This window comes from Perspicuibacillus lycopersici (genome assembly GCF_025660475.1).
GTDB classification, from domain to species: domain Bacteria; phylum Bacillota; class Bacilli; order Bacillales; family Caldibacillaceae; genus Perspicuibacillus; species Perspicuibacillus lycopersici.
Window position 1 is genome coordinate 515,312 of record NZ_JAOUSF010000003.1, and the last position, 20,696, is coordinate 536,007.

The 20,696-nt window shown below is 36.3% G+C and carries 17 protein-coding genes and 1 other annotated feature; of the genes, 4 read left to right on the top strand and 13 right to left on the bottom strand.

Translation table 11 applies throughout. The features are described from left to right. Window positions 1–41 precede the first annotated feature (41 nt). From pilO to OEV98_RS10665, 7 genes are all read right to left on the bottom strand, one after another. Window positions 42–695, bottom strand: coding sequence for a type 4a pilus biogenesis protein PilO (gene pilO, locus OEV98_RS10635; protein ID WP_263073253.1), 654 nt, complete (start codon window positions 693–695; stop codon window positions 42–44). Continuing rightward, window positions 688–1,251, bottom strand: coding sequence for a PilN domain-containing protein (locus OEV98_RS10640; protein ID WP_263073254.1), 564 nt, complete (start codon window positions 1,249–1,251; stop codon window positions 688–690). The genes pilO and OEV98_RS10640 overlap by 8 nt, the downstream gene beginning before the upstream one ends. Then, on the bottom strand, window positions 1,241–2,245 hold the full coding sequence (gene pilM, locus OEV98_RS10645; protein WP_263073255.1) for a type IV pilus biogenesis protein PilM: 1,005 nt from the start codon (window positions 2,243–2,245) through the stop codon (window positions 1,241–1,243). Before pilM ends, OEV98_RS10640 begins: the two co-directional genes overlap by 11 nt. A gap of 38 nt (window positions 2,246–2,283) precedes the next feature. Then, window positions 2,284–2,691: a type II secretion system protein gene (locus tag OEV98_RS10650; protein ID WP_263073256.1), complete on the bottom strand. Its 408-nt coding sequence runs from the start codon at window positions 2,689–2,691 to the stop codon at window positions 2,284–2,286. Between the two features lie 113 nt (window positions 2,692–2,804). Next, on the bottom strand, window positions 2,805–4,013 hold the full coding sequence (locus OEV98_RS10655; protein WP_263073257.1) for a type II secretion system F family protein: 1,209 nt from the start codon (window positions 4,011–4,013) through the stop codon (window positions 2,805–2,807). Further along, window positions 4,000–5,052, bottom strand: coding sequence for a type IV pilus twitching motility protein PilT (locus tag OEV98_RS10660; RefSeq protein WP_263073258.1), 1,053 nt, complete (start codon window positions 5,050–5,052; stop codon window positions 4,000–4,002). Before OEV98_RS10660 ends, OEV98_RS10655 begins: the two co-directional genes overlap by 14 nt. Window positions 5,053–5,062: 10 nt before the next feature. Further along, on the bottom strand, window positions 5,063–6,718 hold the full coding sequence (locus OEV98_RS10665) for a GspE/PulE family protein (protein ID WP_263073259.1): 1,656 nt from the start codon (window positions 6,716–6,718) through the stop codon (window positions 5,063–5,065). Between the two features lie 528 nt (window positions 6,719–7,246). Between OEV98_RS10665 and OEV98_RS10670 the strand changes: the two genes are divergently transcribed. The 3 genes from OEV98_RS10670 to OEV98_RS10680 are packed head-to-tail and all read left to right on the top strand — an operon-like array spanning window position 7,247 to window position 9,368. Then, entirely contained in the window at window positions 7,247–7,684 is a 438-nt protein-coding gene (locus OEV98_RS10670) for a type IV pilus modification PilV family protein (protein ID WP_263073260.1), read from the top strand. Between the two features lie 3 nt (window positions 7,685–7,687). Next, entirely contained in the window at window positions 7,688–8,116 is a 429-nt protein-coding gene (locus OEV98_RS10675) for a prepilin-type N-terminal cleavage/methylation domain-containing protein (RefSeq protein WP_263073261.1), read from the top strand. A 1-nt stretch (window position 8,117) separates the two neighbouring features. Continuing rightward, the gene (locus OEV98_RS10680) at window positions 8,118–9,368 is read left to right on the top strand and encodes a hypothetical protein (RefSeq protein ID WP_263073262.1); all 1,251 of its coding nucleotides are present in this window, start codon (window positions 8,118–8,120) and stop codon (window positions 9,366–9,368) included. A gap of 136 nt (window positions 9,369–9,504) precedes the next feature. On the opposite strand, the gene OEV98_RS10685 is transcribed toward OEV98_RS10680, so the two are convergent. The 3 genes from OEV98_RS10685 to OEV98_RS10695 all read right to left on the bottom strand — a co-directional run bounded on the left by OEV98_RS10685 (window position 9,505) and on the right by OEV98_RS10695 (window position 15,609). After that, window positions 9,505–11,223: a sensor domain-containing diguanylate cyclase gene (locus tag OEV98_RS10685; RefSeq protein ID WP_263073263.1), complete on the bottom strand. Its 1,719-nt coding sequence runs from the start codon at window positions 11,221–11,223 to the stop codon at window positions 9,505–9,507. Between the two features lie 251 nt (window positions 11,224–11,474). Continuing rightward, entirely contained in the window at window positions 11,475–12,776 is a 1,302-nt protein-coding gene (locus OEV98_RS10690; RefSeq protein WP_263073264.1) for a bifunctional folylpolyglutamate synthase/dihydrofolate synthase, read from the bottom strand. A gap of 187 nt (window positions 12,777–12,963) precedes the next feature. Next, entirely contained in the window at window positions 12,964–15,609 is a 2,646-nt protein-coding gene (locus tag OEV98_RS10695; protein ID WP_263073265.1) for a valine--tRNA ligase, read from the bottom strand. A gap of 79 nt (window positions 15,610–15,688) precedes the next feature. After that, window positions 15,689–15,976 (bottom strand) — a binding site (T-box leader). A gap of 273 nt (window positions 15,977–16,249) precedes the next feature. Between OEV98_RS10695 and OEV98_RS10700 the strand changes: the two genes are divergently transcribed. Next, a complete protein-coding gene (locus OEV98_RS10700; protein ID WP_263073266.1) occupies window positions 16,250–16,441 on the top strand; it encodes a hypothetical protein in 192 nt (63 codons plus the stop codon). Between the two features lie 106 nt (window positions 16,442–16,547). Here OEV98_RS10700 and ysxE read toward each other — a convergent pair whose 3' ends face one another. The 3 genes from ysxE to hemL all read right to left on the bottom strand — a co-directional run bounded on the left by ysxE (window position 16,548) and on the right by hemL (window position 20,687). Continuing rightward, complete coding sequence (gene ysxE, locus OEV98_RS10705; RefSeq protein WP_263073267.1) at window positions 16,548–17,594, bottom strand: spore coat protein YsxE; 1,047 nt, start codon at window positions 17,592–17,594, stop codon at window positions 16,548–16,550. 117 nt (window positions 17,595–17,711) lie between these two features. Further along, a complete protein-coding gene (locus OEV98_RS10710) occupies window positions 17,712–19,085 on the bottom strand; it encodes a LysM peptidoglycan-binding domain-containing protein (protein ID WP_263073268.1) in 1,374 nt (457 codons plus the stop codon). Window positions 19,086–19,400: 315 nt separating this feature from the next. Further along, window positions 19,401–20,687 carry a glutamate-1-semialdehyde 2,1-aminomutase gene (hemL, locus tag OEV98_RS10715; RefSeq protein WP_263073269.1) on the bottom strand — a complete coding sequence of 429 codons (1,287 nt, stop codon included), beginning with the start codon at window positions 20,685–20,687 and terminating at the stop codon, window positions 19,401–19,403. Window positions 20,688–20,696: the final 9 nt, after the last annotated feature.

Below are 20,696 nucleotides of genomic sequence, written 5' to 3' on the forward strand. Positions count from 1 at the left end.
CTCTTCACCTTTATTTTTTCTTTATTGACGTTTTTTGTCTATTATTGACTAGAATCAAAGTAAAATGTCGTTATTTGGATATTGGTCGATATTTGTTGATTTTTCGGATTGTTTTCATTTGAATTAGTTGTAAATGTCACATTATCGACCTTCGTTATTCTTTCCATTTGTTCAATCCCTTGCAAAAATTGTTGAAATTGCCCAAAGCTCGGAGAAGTTACAGATAAATTGATTGTGATTAATTTTAATTGCTGCAAGCTATTTTGAATATTTGCTTGAGATTCGTTACCAACATCCGTCGTCTCTGTTACATTTGTTGTTCCATTTTCTACATCCGATAGACTTAATTCATTTTCCAAAAGCTCACTATTCTCAATAAACGACATCGTTGTAATTTGACTAGAACTGTCTGTTTCTATTTTTTTCAAGGAAAGCAATACATCATCTAATTTACGCGAGGTGGGCATTTTTCTTTCCAATTGGAAATCGTTATCGGCCTGTTCCTCATCCTCTGTCTTCATTTGTGTTTCAAGTATGTCAATATCTTCTTCAATTGTTTCTAAATCTCGCCTTGCGTGTGCAGCTTCCTTTTTTATCGGCATCACTTTATTTACATAAAATAATCCGATTAATAGAAACATGATAACAAGAATAAGGATAACGAGCTTTTTCTTTTCTTCAATGAAGTTAGTCATTATCCTCACCCCTATCTAATTTCACTAGCTCTTCCCTGTTAACCCTCACAATAAAGCTCACATTATAGCTAGTTACTGTATCCCCTGCATTTGCTGTAATGGTATTGACTACCGCATCACTAATTATTTCGGAAGCATCTAAAGCTGTAATATATTGTGCAATGGTATTCATTGATGCAAACTCTGATTGAATCGAGATTTCCCCATTATTATAGCTATATTGCCGAAGATAGCTTGTGTTCGGCAATAATTGATTCAGCTCCTCGATTACAATTGATGTCGGTACAGTAATGCCCTCTACATATGTAATCGCATCTTGAATGGTAGCTAACTGCTCTACATCTATCATATGAAGCTGTTTCTCTAATACGGCACGTTCTAAAGTGGCGGATTCTGTTTGCTTTTGTAGCAATTTTATATCACTATTTGCTAAAACGTATTGATAGATTGAAAATAATAATAACAGTAGCCAAGCTACCGCTATCGTTAGGACGATAATAAAGATTCTCGAGTCCTTCCGTTCGTATTTTGGTAATAAATTAATATTAGGAATCACGTTCACTACCTCCTCTCATCGCTAAACCAACAGCTGGAATGAAGGATCTCGGTACTTGAGTCATTTTTTTAAGAGGTAAATTGGCATCCAGTAATTCGATTGATAGCGAAAGCTGAGATTGCAGCTTTTCGTATAGTGTGTTCATATTTGGTATGTCACCTAATAAAATTATTTTCGAAACAGCACGTTCCCCTTTATGAATCGAGTATCGATAAAAGCTTAAAATCCGCTCAATCTCGGTAATTTGATCATCAATTAAGCGATTGATGTAATCAATTTCGCCTTTATATTCCCATTGCAAAAAATTCGTTTCTGTTCGTGACCAATTCCAATTAGATAATTGAACTTCTAAGTCCATATAGCGTAAAAACTCTGGACGATTATGAGAAAAAATACTAACTAAAACAGAATCTAAATTAACCTCCAAAAATAAGTAAGCATCATTGTTATCAATACTTTGGAGCGATTGATAGAAGCGGTATACACCTATTGCGCGAATATCCGCGGCAATCGGCGTTAATCCACAGTCATCAAAAATTTCGGTATACTTTTTAATTTCTTCTTCTGGGACAGCAAAAAGTAGCCCTTCCCTTTCTTCATTACCATCAGTAGTGGGGATTGGGTAAATATCAAAAATAGGGTTTTCAAATGGAAGATATAAGGTGCGACCCAGCTCCATTATGAAATGACCTTTAATTTCTGTTTCCTCTAGATTTGCAGGATAGGTCACCTTTTTCATAATGACAAGTGAGTCAGGGACATAAAAGCGTACATTGCGTTTTTTTATGCCCCACTCACGTACTGTGTCTTTTATGAAGTGGTAGAATTCAATTTCATCAACAATCCGCCCACGCTCAAGTAGACCAGCTGGTACTAGCTTTTCCTTTAAATTTTTCCATTGAGTGACGGTACCGTTCGGTTGATCAACCATTCGGATTACATAGTCATCGATAACGATATTGACGATCTTTTTGTTGGAAAATAGGTTGAGCATGGGTGGACCTCCTGAATGTGTTGATAAGAAAAGATAAATTAATCGTTTGCCAATGCTGCTTTTAGTTCTTGTTCAGTTAATACATTTTCTTTAGCTCCTTTAACATAGTCAAGAGCATCTGTATGACCAGTAATATACCAATTACCATTGTCATCCTTGTTTACACTAGTAAAGGTAGATGTGGTTTCTAGATACTTATTTAAATCATTTTCTGTGTAACCAGTTTCAGAATTTGCAGGAGCTTCATTATTCGCATCTGCAAGTTTTGCTGATGAAATAATATTTAGCGCATCATTAACTGCAGCTTTTTCCTTTGAATCTTGAATCACATTCCCAATCATCGGTACTGCGATTGCTGCGATTATACCTAAAATTACGATTACGGCTAGTAGTTCGATTAATGTAAATCCCTTTTCATTTTTCAGTTGTTTTAGATGTTTTTTCATGTTATTGCCTCCTTATTTTTGATTTTTAATTTTTATAATGAAATAGAAAATGGCATCCAGTAGCAGGTAAGTATTCGGAAGGTAACCACCTCCTTATTTTTTTCAAAGAACTTCTATTGCACCGTTTGAAAGATGCTAAACATTGGTACAAGAATGGCAAGCACAACAGTTCCGACGACGACTGCTAGTATTACGATCATTATTGGTTCAATTAATGACTTTAATGTGTCAACAGAACGGTCAACCTCACCTTCATAAAAGTCGGCAATTTTTCCGAGCATATAATCCAATGCACCGGTTTCTTCCCCAATACTAATCATTTGTGTTACAAGCGGTGGGATAACCCAGCTTTTTGAAAAGGGCTCCGATAGACGGTTTCCATTTTCTAGCGCATCGCGTGCTTCCAGAACGACCTTACCGATAACCGGATTGCCAACGACCCGCTCAACTATTGAAAGGGATTGTAATATTGGTACTGAACTGGAAAATAACGATGACAATGTTCTCGTCATCCGCGCGATTGCTGTTTTTTGGAGTAGCTTTCCAAAAACAGGAATCTTTAAAATGAAAGCATGGAATCCATAGAAAAACCTACTATTCGTTTTCATTAAATAGCGAAAGGCGCCAATAATGAAAAGAACGGTAATTAACAGCAGCCACCATCCGTGTTGAATGGCATTACTTAGCCCTATCATATATTTTGTTATCCCAGGTAATTCTCCACCCATATCAGCAAACATATGCGAGAAGGTAGGAACAATGGAAACCATTAAAAAGATTACAACTACAATCGTTATGAACAGTAACACTAATGGATAAGCGAGTGTAGATTGCACCTTCTTTTTTATCTCATATTGCTTTTCAAAATAATTAGCAAGCCTGTCCAATGTTTCATCTAAATTCCCCGTTGCTTCACCAGCCCGAACCATATTAATAAAAATCGGCGGAAAAACCTTTGGATGCTTCGTTGCCGCATTGGAAAAACTTACACCTGTTCGTAATTCATCTTCGATTGCTAATAAAATCTTTTTTAAAGCCTTACTTTCCGTTTGCTTCGCTAAAATATTGGTGGATTGCACAACCGATACACCAGCGCGAATTAAAGTGGCAAACTGGCGGCAGTAAATAACAAAATCCTGCTGCTTCACTGGATTTCCAAATGTTATTTCTTTATAAAAGAGACCTTTTGCTTCATTTATTTCCCGCGGACTAATGCCTTGCTCGCGTAATTTCGCTAACGCTTGATTTTTATTAAGTGCATCAATTGTTCCCCGCTTCATTTGCCCCTTTGTCGATCGACCAACATATTTATAGATGGCCATTGTTATCACCTGTTCTTATATATGGCATTGCAGTTTCATAAGTTATCGTGCCTCGATTTAACAGTTCTTGAACAGACATTTCCAACGTGTGCATTCCTTGGGCTTTACTTGTTTGCAGGACATTTTGGATTTGATGGATTTTTTCATTGCGGATTAAATTTGCTACTGATGGTGTATTAAATAAAATTTCCGTTGCTGCAATCCGTCCATTCCCATCCGATGTTGGTAATAGTCGCTGTGATATTATCCCTTCTAAAGCAGTTGCTACCTGAAGCCGGACTTGTCTTTGCTGATGGGTAGGAAACACATCAATAATTCGATCTATTGTCTGTGCAGCACTACTAGTATGCAATGTAGCAAATACAAGATGTCCCGTTTCTGCAGCAGTAATCGCTGTGGAAATGGTCTCAAGATCACGCATTTCTCCGACTAGAATAATATCCGGATCTTGCCGTAATGCTGCCCGTAATCCACTCGCAAAGCTTTTCGTATCAAATCCAACCTCACGCTGATTAAGAATAGATTTCATATGATGATGAACATATTCAATTGGATCCTCTAGTGTAATAATATGTTTTGCATAATTTTCATTAATATAACGAATCATTGCTGCTAACGTTGTAGATTTACCAGAACCAGTTGGACCAGTAACTAATACTAATCCTTGTGGCTTTTCCAGCATTTTTTTAATTACTACCGGTAAATGTAGTGCTTCAATTGTCGGAATTTCTTCTGGTATTATCCGAATCGCGATACTTACATAATTTCGTTGATGGAATGCATTTAAACGGAAGCGAGAAACCCCTTTTAATTCATAGTTAAAATCAAGTTCCCCTTGCTCTACAAACGTTTCCCATTGTTTTTCTGGTATTAGTTCTCTCACTATTCTCTCAGTATCAGTCGCAGTTAATGGAGCCTCTCCAGTTGGCTGAAGCCTCCCATTCACTCGAAAAATTGGCGGAGAGTCTACAAGGAGATGGAGATCGGAAGCATGGATCATAAATGCTTTCCGTAGTAATTCCGTTACTTCTTCATTCATATCATCACTCCTAATCCATACCCGCTACACGTAAAATTTCCTCTGTTGTCGTTAATCCTTGCTGCACCTTTTCTAACCCATCATCTATTAAAAATTTCATGCCTTGCTCTCGGACATATTTTCGAACGACTGACGTTGATGCAGCATCAGCAATTAGCCTGCGGATATCATCATTGACGGACAATACCTCATGAATAGGAATCCGACCACGATAACCTGTCGTATTACAGCTCGGACAGCCCTTCCCGATTGTCACCTTTTCGATTGCAATGCCTCTTCCAGCAAAGATCTCTCTTTCCCGCGCACTAGGCTCTATCTCTTCCGCACAATCTCGACAAACTCTCCGAACTAAACGTTGCGCAACAATCCCATTAATCGATGAGGATATTAAAAATGGTTCGATACCCATATCAATTAATCTTGTAAGAGCTGCAACCGCACTATTCGTATGGACTGTACTCAATACTAAGTGCCCAGTAAGAGAGGCTCGGATTGCTATTTGGGCAGTTTCTGTATCGCGAATCTCTCCTAGCATTACAATGTCTGGATCTTGTCGTAAAATCGAGCGAAGTCCATTAGCAAAGGTTAAACCAATATCTTCATTCACTTGAATTTGATTTATTCCCTCCAGCTGATATTCCACTGGATCTTCTACCGTAATAATGTTGACTTCTTCTTCATTCAGTTGATTTAGTGCTGCATACAAAGTAGAAGATTTCCCTGATCCAGTAGGACCTGTGATAAGAACGATTCCGTTCGGTTTTTGAATCATCTCTAAAAATTTCTCTCGATTATCAGAGGAAAATCCAATTTTATCAATACTACTTAATACGTTTCCTAAGTCTAAAATTCGTAACACTACTTTTTCCCCGAAGATCGTAGGAAGTGTCGATACGCGGATATCTACTTGGCGAAATTGAATCGTTGATTTCATTCGACCATCTTGCGGTAACCTGCTTTCAGTAATATTTAAGTTCGCCATTATTTTAATTCTCGCAGTAATTATGTTCTGCATATGCTTTGGCAATGTTCGTTCAGTCCGTAATTGTCCATCTACTCGATAGCGAACACGTAATTCGGTTTCCTGTGGATCAAAGTGGATGTCACTAGCTCGCTGTGCTAGACCGTTGGCTATAATTTGGTTGACCAATCGGACAATTGGAGAATCATCATCGTGAACCCTCGCCTCATCAATCGTTTCCTGAGGAGAGTATTCATTCATTAATTCCTCCATTGACTCTTGCAAATCATAGTATTTCGTAATCGCACGATAAAGCTCATCCTTCGTCGCAATCCCAGGTTCAATATGATAGCCTGTAGCCATCCGCAGCTCTTCAATCGCGAAATAATCCATCGGATCTGCCATTGCTACTAGCAAACGATTTTTATCAATGCGAATCGGCATGAGAAAATGTCTTTTTGCAAGTTCCTTTGGTACCACTTGGATTGCTTCTGGTTCAATCGAATATTGATGAATACTAATATGTGGAATTCCTAGCTGAAATTCTAATACTTCGATCAATTGATGCTCGGTTATGTATCCTTCTCTTATTAACGCATCTCCTAGCTTTTCCTCCACTGATTTGTTTGCTAAAGTTTCTCGCAATTGGACATCGGAAATAATTCCTGCCTCCACTAACAAATCACCTAATCGTTTTCTAGCCATATATGCTACACCTCCTAAAACGTTAAATAAAAGAAAGACTCCTGAATTTTTATGAAATTTTTGTTTATTAACATTCTTATAACGTTTAATATTTCCATTCATTTTATAATTGAATGTACCATTTGGCAATCGTTTTTAGGAAAAAATTCCTAGGACTTTTTTCTTATTATTTTTACAAAATATATATGTTTTAACTTTGGAATATTATATGATAGAAAATAGAATAGACGAATAATTTATATATGTATTCCGTGTTTTCAGCAATTAATATTAAATTACTGGAAAATAATAAAGGAGCTTACAAATAGGAAAATTATACCATGTAGTTGGCGTAACGCAAGATTTATTTTTTTCATAAGGTCTATTTTCTAAAATGTAGTTGACATTCTTTAGATAAGAAATAGAAAATGGACAGACAAAGACTTGAAGATAAGCGGGAGCCATATATTCATACTACATTCTACTTACTAAATAGCAACTAATTAATAAAATTTTTAAATGATAGAAAAGCTAAGGAGTCATTCCACCATGACAAGAAAGAAAATGTTAAATCAACAAGGGGTAACATTATTAGAAATATTAGTTTCTATCGTTATATTATCCATAATCTTAGTTTCCATGATGTATATCTTTCCACAAATGGGATTTATCAATCAAAAAAATCAAGAAAAAACACAAGCGATTAATACAGCGAAAGAAATTTTAGTAGAATGGCAAAGGAAAGAAGAGATTATCAGCTTCCTTGCCAAACCAACGTTACATAAAAAACCCGATTATCTGTCGGAGCGGACCAACGATTACTATGCAGCATTTCCTAAAGGCGATTGGCAAGTAGCAATTACGATAGCAAAGCAATCTGATATTAATACAAATCCCACAAAGGCACATCAAATCCATGTGCAATTGTATGGTGGTAATCATTCTGTTGTCAGTGAAAGTTATGGATATATTTTGGTGGAGGAGTAGAATATGAAGCAAAAGGAACAAGGCTTTACTTTATTAGAAGTGCTTGCAGCAATTGTTCTTCTCACTATCGTCAGTGGGATTATTTGGAGTGTTTTTTTTCAAGGGTTTCATTTCTCTCAAACTTCACTAACGAAAAATCAAATGCAACAGGAAATAAATTATATTATTACGGACTTAGAAAGTTTCCATCGTTATTCTGAGCAATCTTATACGATAAATTCGGCCAATTGTAAAATAACCGTAAGTAATGGGACGGATTCAAAAATATATGAGCATCCACAATTATGTATACATTCCGATCATCCTGGTACAATTTCGGTAAACCCAGACATAGAGGACGCCACGTTAACGGTTACTGTTACCGATAAAAATGACACAAGCAATACAATAAGCATTGATACGATATTATACCGATTAAAGAATGGTGAATAAGATGAAACGACTGTTAAACGATAACAATGGATATGCGCTAGTTACTGTATTATTTATTATTACCATTTTTACGATTCTATCACTAGCCTTTCTCACCCAATCTACTACCAGTATGAAGCAAAATGGTGCAGTAGAAACAAAATCACAATCCGTTGACCTAGCAGAAATGGGGGCAGCTTATTTTCAACAAATAGTACTGAACGAACTATACTCCATTAATGAAAATGCTCCCGAGCAAACGGATATAACAATGGACAGTGCGGTAACAATGGTGAAAAATTTCTTAAATCAGCGGTTAATCGAAACGCCCGCTGTTCCACTGGCGAAAGTAATTGATACGAAATCTTCTGCATCGTTTGCAATTGATCATATTACCGTAACAAAGGATAAGGATAAAATTTCTATTACTTATGCGAGTAATGGTATGGAGGACAACGCTACTACAAGGATTGATGGTACGTTAATCATTGATGTGGGTAATTGGATTACCATTGAAAAGGAAGCAACAGGAGAAAACGAAGGAAATCCTAACGATATGCCAACAGGAAACAAAATAAATGATCCTGGAAGTAATTTAGCAACATGTCCAAAAAATGTATACACAATAAACTTTTCCTGCCAATTAGTTGGTACTATTCGTTATGATAATAATGATCAATTAGTCTTTAATGGTGCAGTCTATAAAGTCACTGGGGAACTATATTTGCCAAATATGAATTATGAAATAAATCGTTCGACATTATATATATTAGGAAAAATGACAACCGAGAACATGAACAGTCAAAATTATGTCAGCTTACATGTAAGTGGTGATGGTACTTTCGGGCATTTTAATGGCAATGGATTGAACTATTCCACACTGGAAATTGGCGGAAACGGGAAAATGGATAATACGAAGCTATATAAATCGAGTATTTATATTGGTGGAACTGGAGAGATTGGGCAGATCAATGGGATGGTCGATTCGAAAATTTATATTGGTTCGAATGCCACTATTAAAGGAATTGATATTGGCGATAATTCGAAGATTTGCGTGAATGGTAAGCTTACGATAGAAAATAATTATAATAATAATTCGAATGGGAAAAGTAACGTATATGCAAAATCAAGTAACGACCCACGCGTCATTACCGATTCTACTAAATTTGCAACGGAATGCCCTCAAAGTTCATCTGGCGGGGAGGATAGCGGAAACACACAAATCATTTGGGGCACACCAAAAATAATCAAGGAATTTGATTACCATTATTAAGCGGAAACCATTAAAAGAATCATTAGCCGCAAGTGATTAGAAAAAGCTATTCGTCATAATCCAATCAGCCAAATAAGCTAACGAAAAGATCAAAAATGCCCGACTCATTCATTTCTAAGAGCCAGGCATTTTTTGATTAACTCACATATTTCGCAGCCTTATTCCTACCTACCCTTTTCGCACCAATATACAGTGCCCGGTCAGCATAGCGCAGTAACGCCATTGGGTCATCCGTATCGGTAGGTGAGGAAGCAACACCAATACTCACCGTAATGCGTGCTGTAAGCTTTCTCCGAGTATCCGAAAGATTATCGTACATCGTAAACGTACGATTTTCAATTGTTTCGCGAATGCGTTCGGCAAAAAGATCTGCGTCTTCTTTATTGACATTAGGTAGCAAAATGACAAATTCTTCGCCACCATATCTTGCGAGTAAACCTTTTACATTTACAATATTTTTTAGTAAATCTGCTACTTGAATTAGTATTTCATCCCCACTTTGATGACCATAAGTATCGTTTACCATTTTAAAATGATCGATATCAATTAATAGTAAGGAAAGTCCATCTACCTCACCATTATTCAATTTATCAAAGTTCTCTTCTAATTTTTCCGTAAACACTCGAGCATTATATAAATTGGTTAGCTGGCAACGCTCACTTTGAAATTTCGTCCGCTCATAATGGCGTGCATTTTCAAAAGCAATCGCTAAATACGAGCAGAGAATATCGATAATCATTAAATGATATTTTTCATACGTTCTTTTCCGTTTCGTACCAATTGTCAAAACACCGGTTACTTCATTATTTTTCATCATTGGCACGGTAAGCACGCTTTCCATATCGTTAGGAATATATCCTGATGAAAGCTTTTCCCACTCTTTTTTTTCACCGAATAATACTGCCTCTTCATTTGCCCATACCATCCCAGCAATACCATCAAATTTTCGAATGGGAGAGGATTCAATGTCGACATTTTCCCCATTTTCATAGCTATGAATTAGCTCCAATTGCTCTCCATTGACATTATCTAATATATAAAGATAATCAATCGGAAACATCTTTAATAAATTATGAATAAATACTTCTAATACTTCATTTGATTTCAACCGTTCGGTTAATTGGTGGCCAAATTCCACTGCTTTTTGTAAATGATTATTCATTTGCTTCGTTGTATTATAGTATTTTAATACTAATAACATACTAATCACAGGGAATCCAATTAAAACGGCACTAATAATACCGATGTTATTGTACAAAAAGTATAATATAATCCCAATCGGAAAGGTTACAATTTGAATTAAGGATTCCCAAAGTAATTCCGCACTAAAAATAGATACTTTCTCTTTAAACAACAATCGATAGCAGAAAAAGATCATGAATTGATTTAAGAAAAAATATACAGCTAAATAAATTGCAGCCAAACGAATAAAAGATAAATTACTTATAGCAGAAGTTTCATGTGTGCCACCTAGTAAATAATATACACATGCACTTACTATTGAAACGATAACAAACATGGAAGAATTTAATGGAAAACGATACAGTTGATCTTTCGTAAGATGTACACGTGACAAAACTAGTAAAACGACAATTTGTCCTAAAATCAGCTCCGCATATAGACCAAATTTCAAAAAAACGGCAAGGGTAATCCATTGAATAACAGATAGTAATGTTTTATTAATAATGATTGGAATAAGTGCCGCAGGAATCATTAACAAAACAAAAATATAAAAATCTGTATTTATTAAATCTAATGTTGGTGGTTCTAGCTCATGACAAATCCACAGTCCTGCCGGGAATATAATCACCCAAGCTATCCAAATAAAATATTGTATTTTTTTATCTAAGACCAATTTATCTCTCCCACCCTTAAAAGAGGTAGTATGCGAAGACGCAATCTCCATCCGCTATGAAATACCTATCCATTAGTTGTACAATACAAGTTCGTAACGTTAAATTGAGAGTGAAGCTTGTATGCAACGACATACAAGGAAACTATGATAGAATTCGTTAAATTAATAGAATAGTTGAAACATCCTAAAAAGAAAGGTTATGAATATTTTATCAAATAATAGAATTTTTGTCATATTCTTATTTCCAAATTTTATCTAAAATTTAATAAAAAGGGCTTCGCTTCGGAAAGAAAATAAAGGGAACCGGTTAATATTAATAGTTCTTCTTTATCCATCTGCTCGATTTTTTCCAAAATTACGGATTTCCAATCCGTTCTTGCTTGCTTCATTTCGGCTCGGGAAAGCTGATAAAGTTCCTCTGCTTTAGCTGCTCTTGGATAATCAATTTCCGTGAATACTAATTCATATGGGAGCTTATCCAATAAGCCAATCATTTCATCAAGCGGTTTATCCTTCATCGCTGCAAATAAAATGGTTCCACGTTTATTAGGATAATGGCGTTGCAATGAACGTACAAAGCTTTCCATTCCTTCCTTATTATGAGCCCCATCCATAATAATAACTGGGTTGTTGCTAACAACTTCAAAACGACCTGGCCAGTACGCTTTTGCTAATCCGTTTTGGATATTCTCATCGTCAATTAAAAATGCATAAAATTCTTTTAAGATTTGGGCAGCCATTACTGCTAATGCAGCATTTTCAATTTGATGCTGTCCTAGCATAGAAAGCTGTAAATTCTCATAATGCATAAAAGCAGTGCTTACGGAGAAGGATTCTCCATGATGATCCGGACCTAAATCTGTTACGGTAAATTGTTTACCTAAAGCATATATTGGCGCTTTTTTTGTTTTTGCTTGCTCTAAAATAACTGGTAGTGCTTCCTCATTTTTTACCCCAGTGATTAGTGGTACACCACTTTTAATAATGCCTGCCTTTTCAAATGCTATCTCTGCTAATGTGTTTCCTAAAATATGCATATGGTCATAGCCAATCGTTGTAATAACCGATACTAATGGATGGATAATATTGGTGGAATCCAATCGTCCACCTAACCCTACCTCAATTAATGCAATATCTACTGGATTAACCTTTGCAAAGTAATAAAAGCCAATTGCTGTAATAATTTCGAATTCGGTAGGCTCTCCTAATTCGGTATTTCCTAACTCCTCTGCTAAAGGCAGAATAACATTGGCAATTTGAATTAAATCCTCATCGGAAATCGGAACTCCATTCGCACAAATTCGATCATTAAATTTTTCAAAATACGGAGATGTAAAAGTTCCAACTTGATAACCAGCGGCCTGTAAAATCGAACGTAAAAAGGTCGTCGTCGATCCTTTTCCGTTTGTTCCGCCAATATGTACCGTTTTTATATGATGTTCTGGATGATTTAACCGCTCCATCATCCATTCCATTCTTTTTAATCCTGGTTTAATGCCTAGTTTTAAACGATTATTCACCCAATTTTCTACTTCTTTACCTGTATAAAACATATGAAAGTCCTCCATTGAAAAAAATCATAAAACTTCCCATCGTATCTATTCTATAAGAAACAAACGAAATTTACTGTAAAATTTTATTATTTTACTGATATTTTGTTTATATAAGAAGACGAACCTACCAATATAGATTCGCCTTCTTTATCTTTACTATCGTATTATTTCATTTCCTTTTTAGGAATTACATTCCCTTTAAATCAGCAATTCTAAGCTGAACAATATCCCGTTTTTCGATATAATCCTTTTCTTTTGCTCGCTCTTCCTCTACTACTTTTTCAGGAGCTTTCGAAATAAATTTCTCATTGCTTAGTTTCTTTTGTACACGATCAACTTCTTGATTTAATTTTGCTAGTTCTTTTTCTAAGCGAGCAATTTCTTCCTCGATATTAATTAAGCCAGCTAATGGTAGGAAAATTTCTGCTCCAGTTACAACAGCTGTCATTGCTTTTTCCTGTGCTTCGATCGATGTCGCAATCGTCAATTGCTCTGGATTACAGAAGCGTTCTAAATAGGATTGATTTTCCAATAAAGTAGCTTCAGTCGCTGGATCATTTGCTTTAATCAGCATGTTGATTTTTTTGCTCATTGGTGTATTTACTTCTGAGCGGATATTCCGTACAGAGCGAATAATTTCCACTAATAATTTCATGTCCTGTGCTGCTTTTTCATCCGAAAATTCTGCACGAACTTGTGGCCAAGAAGCAGTTGTAATCGATTCTCCTTCATGTGGCAAGTTTTGCCAAATTTCCTCTGTAATAAACGGCATGAATGGATGTAGTAAGCGCATTGTTTGGTCTAAAACATATGCTAAAATAGAACGTGTTGTTTTCTTAGCTGCTTCATCTTCACCGTATAAAGGTAATTTTGCCATTTCAATATACCAGTCACAGAAATCATCCCAGATGAAGTTATACAATGCTCTACCTACTTCGCCAAACTCATACTTCTCCGCAAGTTTTGTTACACTATCAATCGTTTCATTTAATCGTGTAAGAATCCATTTATCGGCTACTGATTTTTCACCAGATAAATCAATTTCTTCATATGTCATTCCATCCATATTCATTAATGCAAACCTGGAGGCATTCCAAATTTTGTTTGCGAAATTCCAAATCGATTCTACTTTTTCTGTACTATAACGTAAATCCTGACCTGGAGCTGATCCTGTTGCAAGGAAATAGCGTAAGGAATCGGCACCATATTGGTCAATTACTTCCATTGGATCAACACCATTACCAAGTGATTTACTCATTTTGCGACCTTGCTCATCACGAACTAACCCGTGGATTAGTACATCATCAAATGGTTTCGTACCCGTAAATTCAATCGCTTGGAAAATCATTCGGGATACCCAGAAGCCGATAATATCATATCCAGTTACAAGGGCATTTGTTGGATAATACCGTTTTAAGTCACTAGCCTCCCGATCTGGCCAACCCATTGTAGAAAATGGCCATAATGCCGAGCTGAACCATGTATCCAATACATCGGGATCTTGCTTCCAATTTTCTTCATCGGCTGGAGCTTCATTTCCTACATAAATTTCACCTGTTTCTTTATGATACCATGCAGGAATTCGGTGGCCCCACCATAATTGCCGTGAAATACACCAATCACGTGTATTTTCCATCCAGCGAAGATAGTTTTTCTCAAAGCGATCTGGTACGAATTGAACCTTATCATCCCCAGTTTGTAATTGAATAGCGGCATCTGCAAGTGGCTGCATTTTTACGAACCATTGTGTGGATAAATATGGTTCAACAACTGCATCACTTCTTTCAGAATGTCCAACGGAATGAACCATTTCTTCAATTTTTACAAGTACTCCTGCCTCCTGTAAATCTTTTACGATTTGTTTACGGCAAGCAAAGCGGTCCATTCCTTCATATTTACCAGCTTTTTTATTCATTGTGCCATCTTCGTTCATTACAAGAATGCGCTCAAGATTATGACGATTACCTACCTCGAAATCATTCGGGTCATGGGCAGGTGTAATTTTCACGGCACCTGAACCAAATTCCATATCTACATATTCATCGGCAATGATTGGAATTTCTCGGCCAACGATTGGTAGGATTAATGTTTTGCCAATAAGATGCTTGTAGCGTTCATCTTCTGGATGAACAGCAACTGCTGTATCTCCTAATAATGTCTCTGGTCTTGTTGTCGCAATTTCAATATAGCCACTACCATCCCTTAATGGATAGCGTAAATGATAAAATGCACCTTGAATATCTTTGTAAATAACTTCAATATCTGATAATGCAGTTTTCGTTTGTGGATCCCAATTAATAATATACTCTCCACGATAAATTAAGCCTTTATTATAAAGGGTTACAAATACTTCACGAACTGCCTTTGATAGTCCCTCGTCTAATGTAAAGCGTTCGCGACTATAATCCAATCCTAAGCCTAACTTCGCCCATTGCTCGCGAATATGACTAGCATACTCTTCCTTCCAGCTCCATGTTTCTTTCAGGAAGCCTTCGCGACCTAAATCATAACGAGTTTTTCCTTCGGCACGAAGCTTTTGTTCTACTTTTGCTTGTGTTGCTATTCCGGCATGGTCCATACCTGGTAACCATAATACATCAAAGCCTTGCATCCGTTTCATTCTTGTCATAATGTCTTGCAAAGTTGTATCCCATGCATGACCAAGATGTAATTTACCTGTTACATTTGGCGGTGGAATTACAATCGAATATGGTTCTTTCGTTTCATCATCTTTTGCTTCAAAATATTTTCCATTTACCCACCAGTCATATCTTCCTTGTTCAATTGCCTGTGGATCATATTTCGTAGGCATGGATAGTTGTTGGTCTGACATTTACATTTCCTCCTTTTATTAAAAAATAATTACTATTGGTAATATATTCCAATCTGAACAAAATAAAAAACCCCATTCGTTAAAGGACGAATGGAGTTGTTCGCGGTACCACCTTTATTCAAAAGTACAAGTTCATAAGTCAGAGTGTACCTTATCCCTGACAAAGTCCAAGCACTTTGCTCTCAAGTAAAAATAACGGATATTATCCGATTATTGCTAATAGAAGAAATACTAAATCGCATTTTCTACGTTCACAATAACTGCTCATGGGCGACCTTCCAACTGTACTGAATAGGAATCTTTCACCTTTAATCCCCTCTCTAATAAAACAGCTACAAATTGTACTCTTCCCAATCCATGCATTTATTTGTTGTTTAGTTTACATTATATTCTATAAAAAAATAATTGAGTTCGTCAATCATTATCCACCATTTTTTTTAAAAATATACGAATTATTGTTTTACTGTTCTTTTTTCAATGAATTTTACCCTATAATGATTATGTTCTATAAATCTTTTTCCATTCCTGGAAACACTTTTTTTAAAATTAGGCCATAAGATAGGGTAAGACTACTTATCTTGTATAACTAAACATATGATAAATATACGAGCTGTATTTTTTATTGGAGGTGTGTACTAAAGTGCGTAGAAAATATAATCCATATTTATTACCAGCTTGGCTACGGACGATTCGAGCAATTGCCAATCAATTAATTATCCCTTTTACAATCTTCCAAGGTATCCGCACACTACTACTACCAACCACTTTCGACGTCATCCTATTAATGATTTTCGTCCTTATTGCCGTAGCCTTTCATATTGAATTTATATAAAAATGCTGAACTAACAGACTAGATGCATCACATCCTGTGCCTAAAGCCAAGCCATAAATAATGCGGTAGAAGACGCTTAAAATAAAATGTCCTCCACCGCTTCCTTTTATTGTTCTGACGTTTTCCGCTGTTGCTCTATTTCCTCCATCCGCATCACTATATACTCGATATTTTTAAACATCCAATACGCATGTTGCAATCGTTTCGTATATTTCATTTCATGATTGGATAACCTCCTCGTTTGGTATCCTTCAAGAAGATGAATAAAATTACCGGGTTGTGCGAGATAGCTTTTAAATAATAACTTTTCTTCCTCTCGAAGTGGATAATATTTCATATACGTTAATATCCAATCGATTACCTCTTCTTTTTGACTTGGGTAGGTTTTCAGTTGCTTCGCTAAATATGGTAACAAATCTCGGAACGGGGAATTTATTTGTGATTTTTCTAGATTGATAAAATATCCATACCCTTTTTCATCTTGTACAAAGTGTTCCGGTGCTAATTTTCCATGGATAAGAACCGTTCTAATTTTTTCTGCATTTTGTATTTTTTGATACCATTGTTCTAACGCACTCAATGAAAACTCATATGCTTTTCGGATTTCATCATAATACTGGACAAATTCCCACTGAAATGGTGACTTATACCATGTTTGCTCACATTGATCCATCCATCTATCTAAATAATCGATTTCTCGTTTCCATTGCAAGCTCATTTGTTTATAATGCTCGGTTATCATCTCTTTCTGAATTTCTACTTCCTTTGCCGTAACAGCATGTAATCTAGCAAGCTCGCGGATCATCTTCTTTGTCTTTTCATTATGGTCTTTACGATTTTCATCATTAATCCACGGCATTAAGTAAAATAATTTGCGATTTCTAAGGACGGAATAATGTCCTTTTTTCGTTGGGTAAAAAGGAACGATACGATAGTATCCTTTTTTGTATAAATATTGCAAGTAATTAAAAAACGTATTCCCATCTTGAATATCCATTCGTTTTAAGGCATAGACATTTTCATTTGTATACACCTTAAATACTTTCCCAATCTTTTCATAATAGCTTGGTCTCAGATTATATTCCTTTAGTATGTCTCGAACAATAGCATCCTCATTAGCATCATACATATTTTCCACCACCAATTTTGGCATGGTATCCACCGATACAATAGCTTTCTTCTGTCCTTTAACAACACATGGTTGAACATACAAAGAAACGGGTGAACACCCGTTTCAAATTAATTTGCATATAGTATTCATCATCCATTATTAGCTATAGGATTTCTCCGACTTTGTTGGGATATATAAAACTTGCCCTTCATATACGTCCTGATGTGCCTCTAAACGATTCATTCGCAAAATTTGCGACACACTTAAATCATATTTTTCAGCAATCAATTGTAGCGTATCCTCTTGTTGGACAATATATATTTTCATTTTAGCCGCACGATCATGCTCTTCTTTCCGTGCAAAATATTTCGTTAGCGAAATGGTATGCTCTTCTGTTTCCTTTTGTACCTGTGGCTGATAATTAATACTTTTTTGATTACGTACAGATTCATTTTCAGTGTCTAAAACACTTACCGCTTCATCCACTTCTTCTGCAGATCTCATGTCTAATTCCACCGAATGAAGTTCCTCCTTACGTTCTAGGTGGACGGTATCAAAATCTTCCCATTCCTCATTCTCTTCCTCTGCTTCTTCTTCCTCAAATGTAGCTTCATCTGCTGAGTAAAAAGGTACTGTTTCGACGATTGGTTCACTGTTTTCTTCTTGTACATCATCTTGTTCAAATGCGTCTGATGGAATGGTTGTCTCCGCACGACTGCTAGTAAATTGCTCCTGTGCTTCATCTATAGGTAAAGACTGCTCTTCCTTCAAGGTTGGTGCTGCTATTGTATCTTCTTCTATGCTGGTATGATCGGTTTCTTCCTTTCGTAAATCTAATTCGACCAATTCATCCCCTTTTGTATAAAGCACATGGATTGGTACATGAATATCCTCTTCTTCTTGTTCCTTTTGGCTTTCTACTTTTTTGGCTTCCGCAGTGAAGGTAACTTCTTCATTTTCCTCGCGACTATCTAAATCGAAATCTTGAAATGGTGTTAATGTATCTTCTTCATTCGTTGGTGTAGTATACAATGTTTCATGTGAGAAAAATTCTTCGTACACATCCTCTTCCTCACGTTCTTCTACCGTAAAATCTTCCTCATACACACCGGAAATCGATAAATCTGTTGTTAGCTTTAAGCTGGAATTATCGGTTAACGTATAATCAAAGGAGTCAATGGAAATGTTTAACTCTTCTAAGCTTTGAATTCTTGTTTTCGGAATGGTAATGTCGACTGGAAAATCATAATAAAAGTCACATACACCTTCTTCTCGCGTTTCCGATACAGCTGCATACTTTTGCCCAGAAAATGAAAAATGATCCTCATCATCTTCTAATTTTTCTTCACTCTTTTTATACTCTCCATTCATATCTAAGGAACCACGAATGGAAATATAATGATCTAATTCTTGAATGGTTACATTCGGCTCTAATGATAAACTGATAAGCTCAGCTATTTCATCACCTTTTCGAAAAGTAACTACTTCGTCTAATGAAAATTTAAGTGTTGATGGTTTGTAACGGTCCGTCATAATATCCCCCTCTCAATTCTATCCGGTCACAATCAAATTTTGTCTACTTGTATCAATACACTGTATGAACGAACATTAGAAAATATGCTATTTTTCTAGGATTCCCATTGGAAAAGAAAGAGAGATTATCATGATAAACATTATTTATAACCCATTTCTTACGGATTAATAGAGTAAATGAAACTCCATTTACAATGCAAAAAACTTCCAAGGACTCCCTTTTCGTCTCCTTCACTCAAGAGATTCCCTATTCACCTAATAAAAAAGATGTCTAACGGACTTCCATTAGACACCTCTTTTATCAACATTATTAAATTATATTAATTTGGCAAATGCTTTTTCTGCAGCCTGAATTGTTTTTTCAATATCTTCATCCGTATGGGCTTTCGAAAGGAATAGCCCTTCGAATTGGGATGGTGGTAAGAAGATTCCTTGTAATGCCATTTCACGATAATATTCAGCAAAAAATTGTAAGTTAGAAGTTCTTGCTGTTTCGAAATTAATGACCTTTTCATTCGTAAAGAAGAAACCAATCATGGAACCGGCGCGATTTACGGTAAAAGGAATATTATACTTGCTAGCAGCTTTTTTGAAGCCGTCTTCCAATAAATCTCCTTTACGGTTAAATTCTTGATAGTCTTCCTCTGTTAGTTGACGCAATGTCTCATAACCAGCGGTCATCGCTAATGGGTTACCAGACAATGTCCCTGCTTGATATACCGGACCACTTGGAGCAATTTTCTCCATAATTTCCGCTTTCCCACCGTAAGCACCAACTGGTAGGCCACCACCGATAACTTTACCAAGACATGTTAAATCAGGAGTGACATTAAAATATCCTTGTGCACAATTATATGCGGCACGGAAACCTGTCATTACTTCATCAAATATAAGGAGTGCCCCATATTGCTCCGTAATTTCGCGAAGACCTTCTAAAAATCCCGGAATTGGTGGAACTACACCCATATTTCCTGCAATCGGTTCTACAATTATTCCCGCAAGATCGTCTCCGTATTTTTCAAATGCAAGCTTCACGCCATCTAAATCATTATATGGAACGGTAATCGTGTTTTGGGCGATTCCTTGTGGAACACCTGGGCTATCTGGAAGTCCAAGTGTAGCAACACCTGATCCTGCTTTAATTAAAAGAGAATCTCCATGACCGTGATATGATCCTTCAAATTTTAATATTTTATTACGATTCGTATACCCTCTTGCCAGTCGAATAGCAGCCATTGTCGCTTCCGTACCAGAAGACACCATCCGTACGATTTCAATGGATGGTACCCGTTCTTTCACAAGCTGTGCAAGCTTATTCTCCATTATCGTAGGAGCACCAAAGCTTGTCCCATTTTCCGTTACTTTTTTCAGTGCCTCCACTACATGATCCTCTGCATGACCAATAATTAGCGGACCCCAGGAAAGCACATAGTCAATATATTCATTTCCATCAATATCATATATTTTTGAGCCTTTGCCACGTTCCATAAAGATTGGATCCATGTCAACCGCTTTAAATGCACGTACTGGGCTATTTACTCCGCCTGGCATTAATGTTACTGCTTCTTTATATGCTTGTTTAGATTTTTCAAAGGAACGCATGTACATCCT

Bases quoted from the DNA above. Each gene is read 5' to 3' on its own strand.
- pilO (WP_263073253.1), bottom strand. From the start codon at position 695: ATGACTAACTTCATTGAAGAAAAGAAAAAGCTCGTTATCCTTATTCTT.
- pilM (WP_263073255.1), bottom strand. From the start codon at position 2,245: ATGCTCAACCTATTTTCCAACAAAAAGATCGTCAATATCGTTATCGAT.
- OEV98_RS10650 (WP_263073256.1), bottom strand. From the start codon at position 2,691: ATGAAAAAACATCTAAAACAACTGAAAAATGAAAAGGGATTTACATTA.
- OEV98_RS10655 (WP_263073257.1), bottom strand. From the start codon at position 4,013: ATGGCCATCTATAAATATGTTGGTCGATCGACAAAGGGGCAAATGAAG.
- OEV98_RS10660 (WP_263073258.1), bottom strand. From the start codon at position 5,052: ATGAATGAAGAAGTAACGGAATTACTACGGAAAGCATTTATGATCCAT.
- OEV98_RS10665 (WP_263073259.1), bottom strand. From the start codon at position 6,718: ATGGCTAGAAAACGATTAGGTGATTTGTTAGTGGAGGCAGGAATTATT.
- OEV98_RS10670 (WP_263073260.1), top strand. From the start codon at position 7,247: ATGACAAGAAAGAAAATGTTAAATCAACAAGGGGTAACATTATTAGAA.
- OEV98_RS10675 (WP_263073261.1), top strand. From the start codon at position 7,688: ATGAAGCAAAAGGAACAAGGCTTTACTTTATTAGAAGTGCTTGCAGCA.
- OEV98_RS10680 (WP_263073262.1), top strand. From the start codon at position 8,118: ATGAAACGACTGTTAAACGATAACAATGGATATGCGCTAGTTACTGTA.
- OEV98_RS10690 (WP_263073264.1), bottom strand. From the start codon at position 12,776: ATGTTTTATACAGGTAAAGAAGTAGAAAATTGGGTGAATAATCGTTTA.
- OEV98_RS10695 (WP_263073265.1), bottom strand. From the start codon at position 15,609: ATGTCAGACCAACAACTATCCATGCCTACGAAATATGATCCACAGGCA.
- ysxE (WP_263073267.1), bottom strand. From the start codon at position 17,594: ATGCCAAAATTGGTGGTGGAAAATATGTATGATGCTAATGAGGATGCT.
- OEV98_RS10710 (WP_263073268.1), bottom strand. From the start codon at position 19,085: ATGACGGACCGTTACAAACCATCAACACTTAAATTTTCATTAGACGAA.
- hemL (WP_263073269.1), bottom strand. From the start codon at position 20,687: ATGCGTTCCTTTGAAAAATCTAAACAAGCATATAAAGAAGCAGTAACA.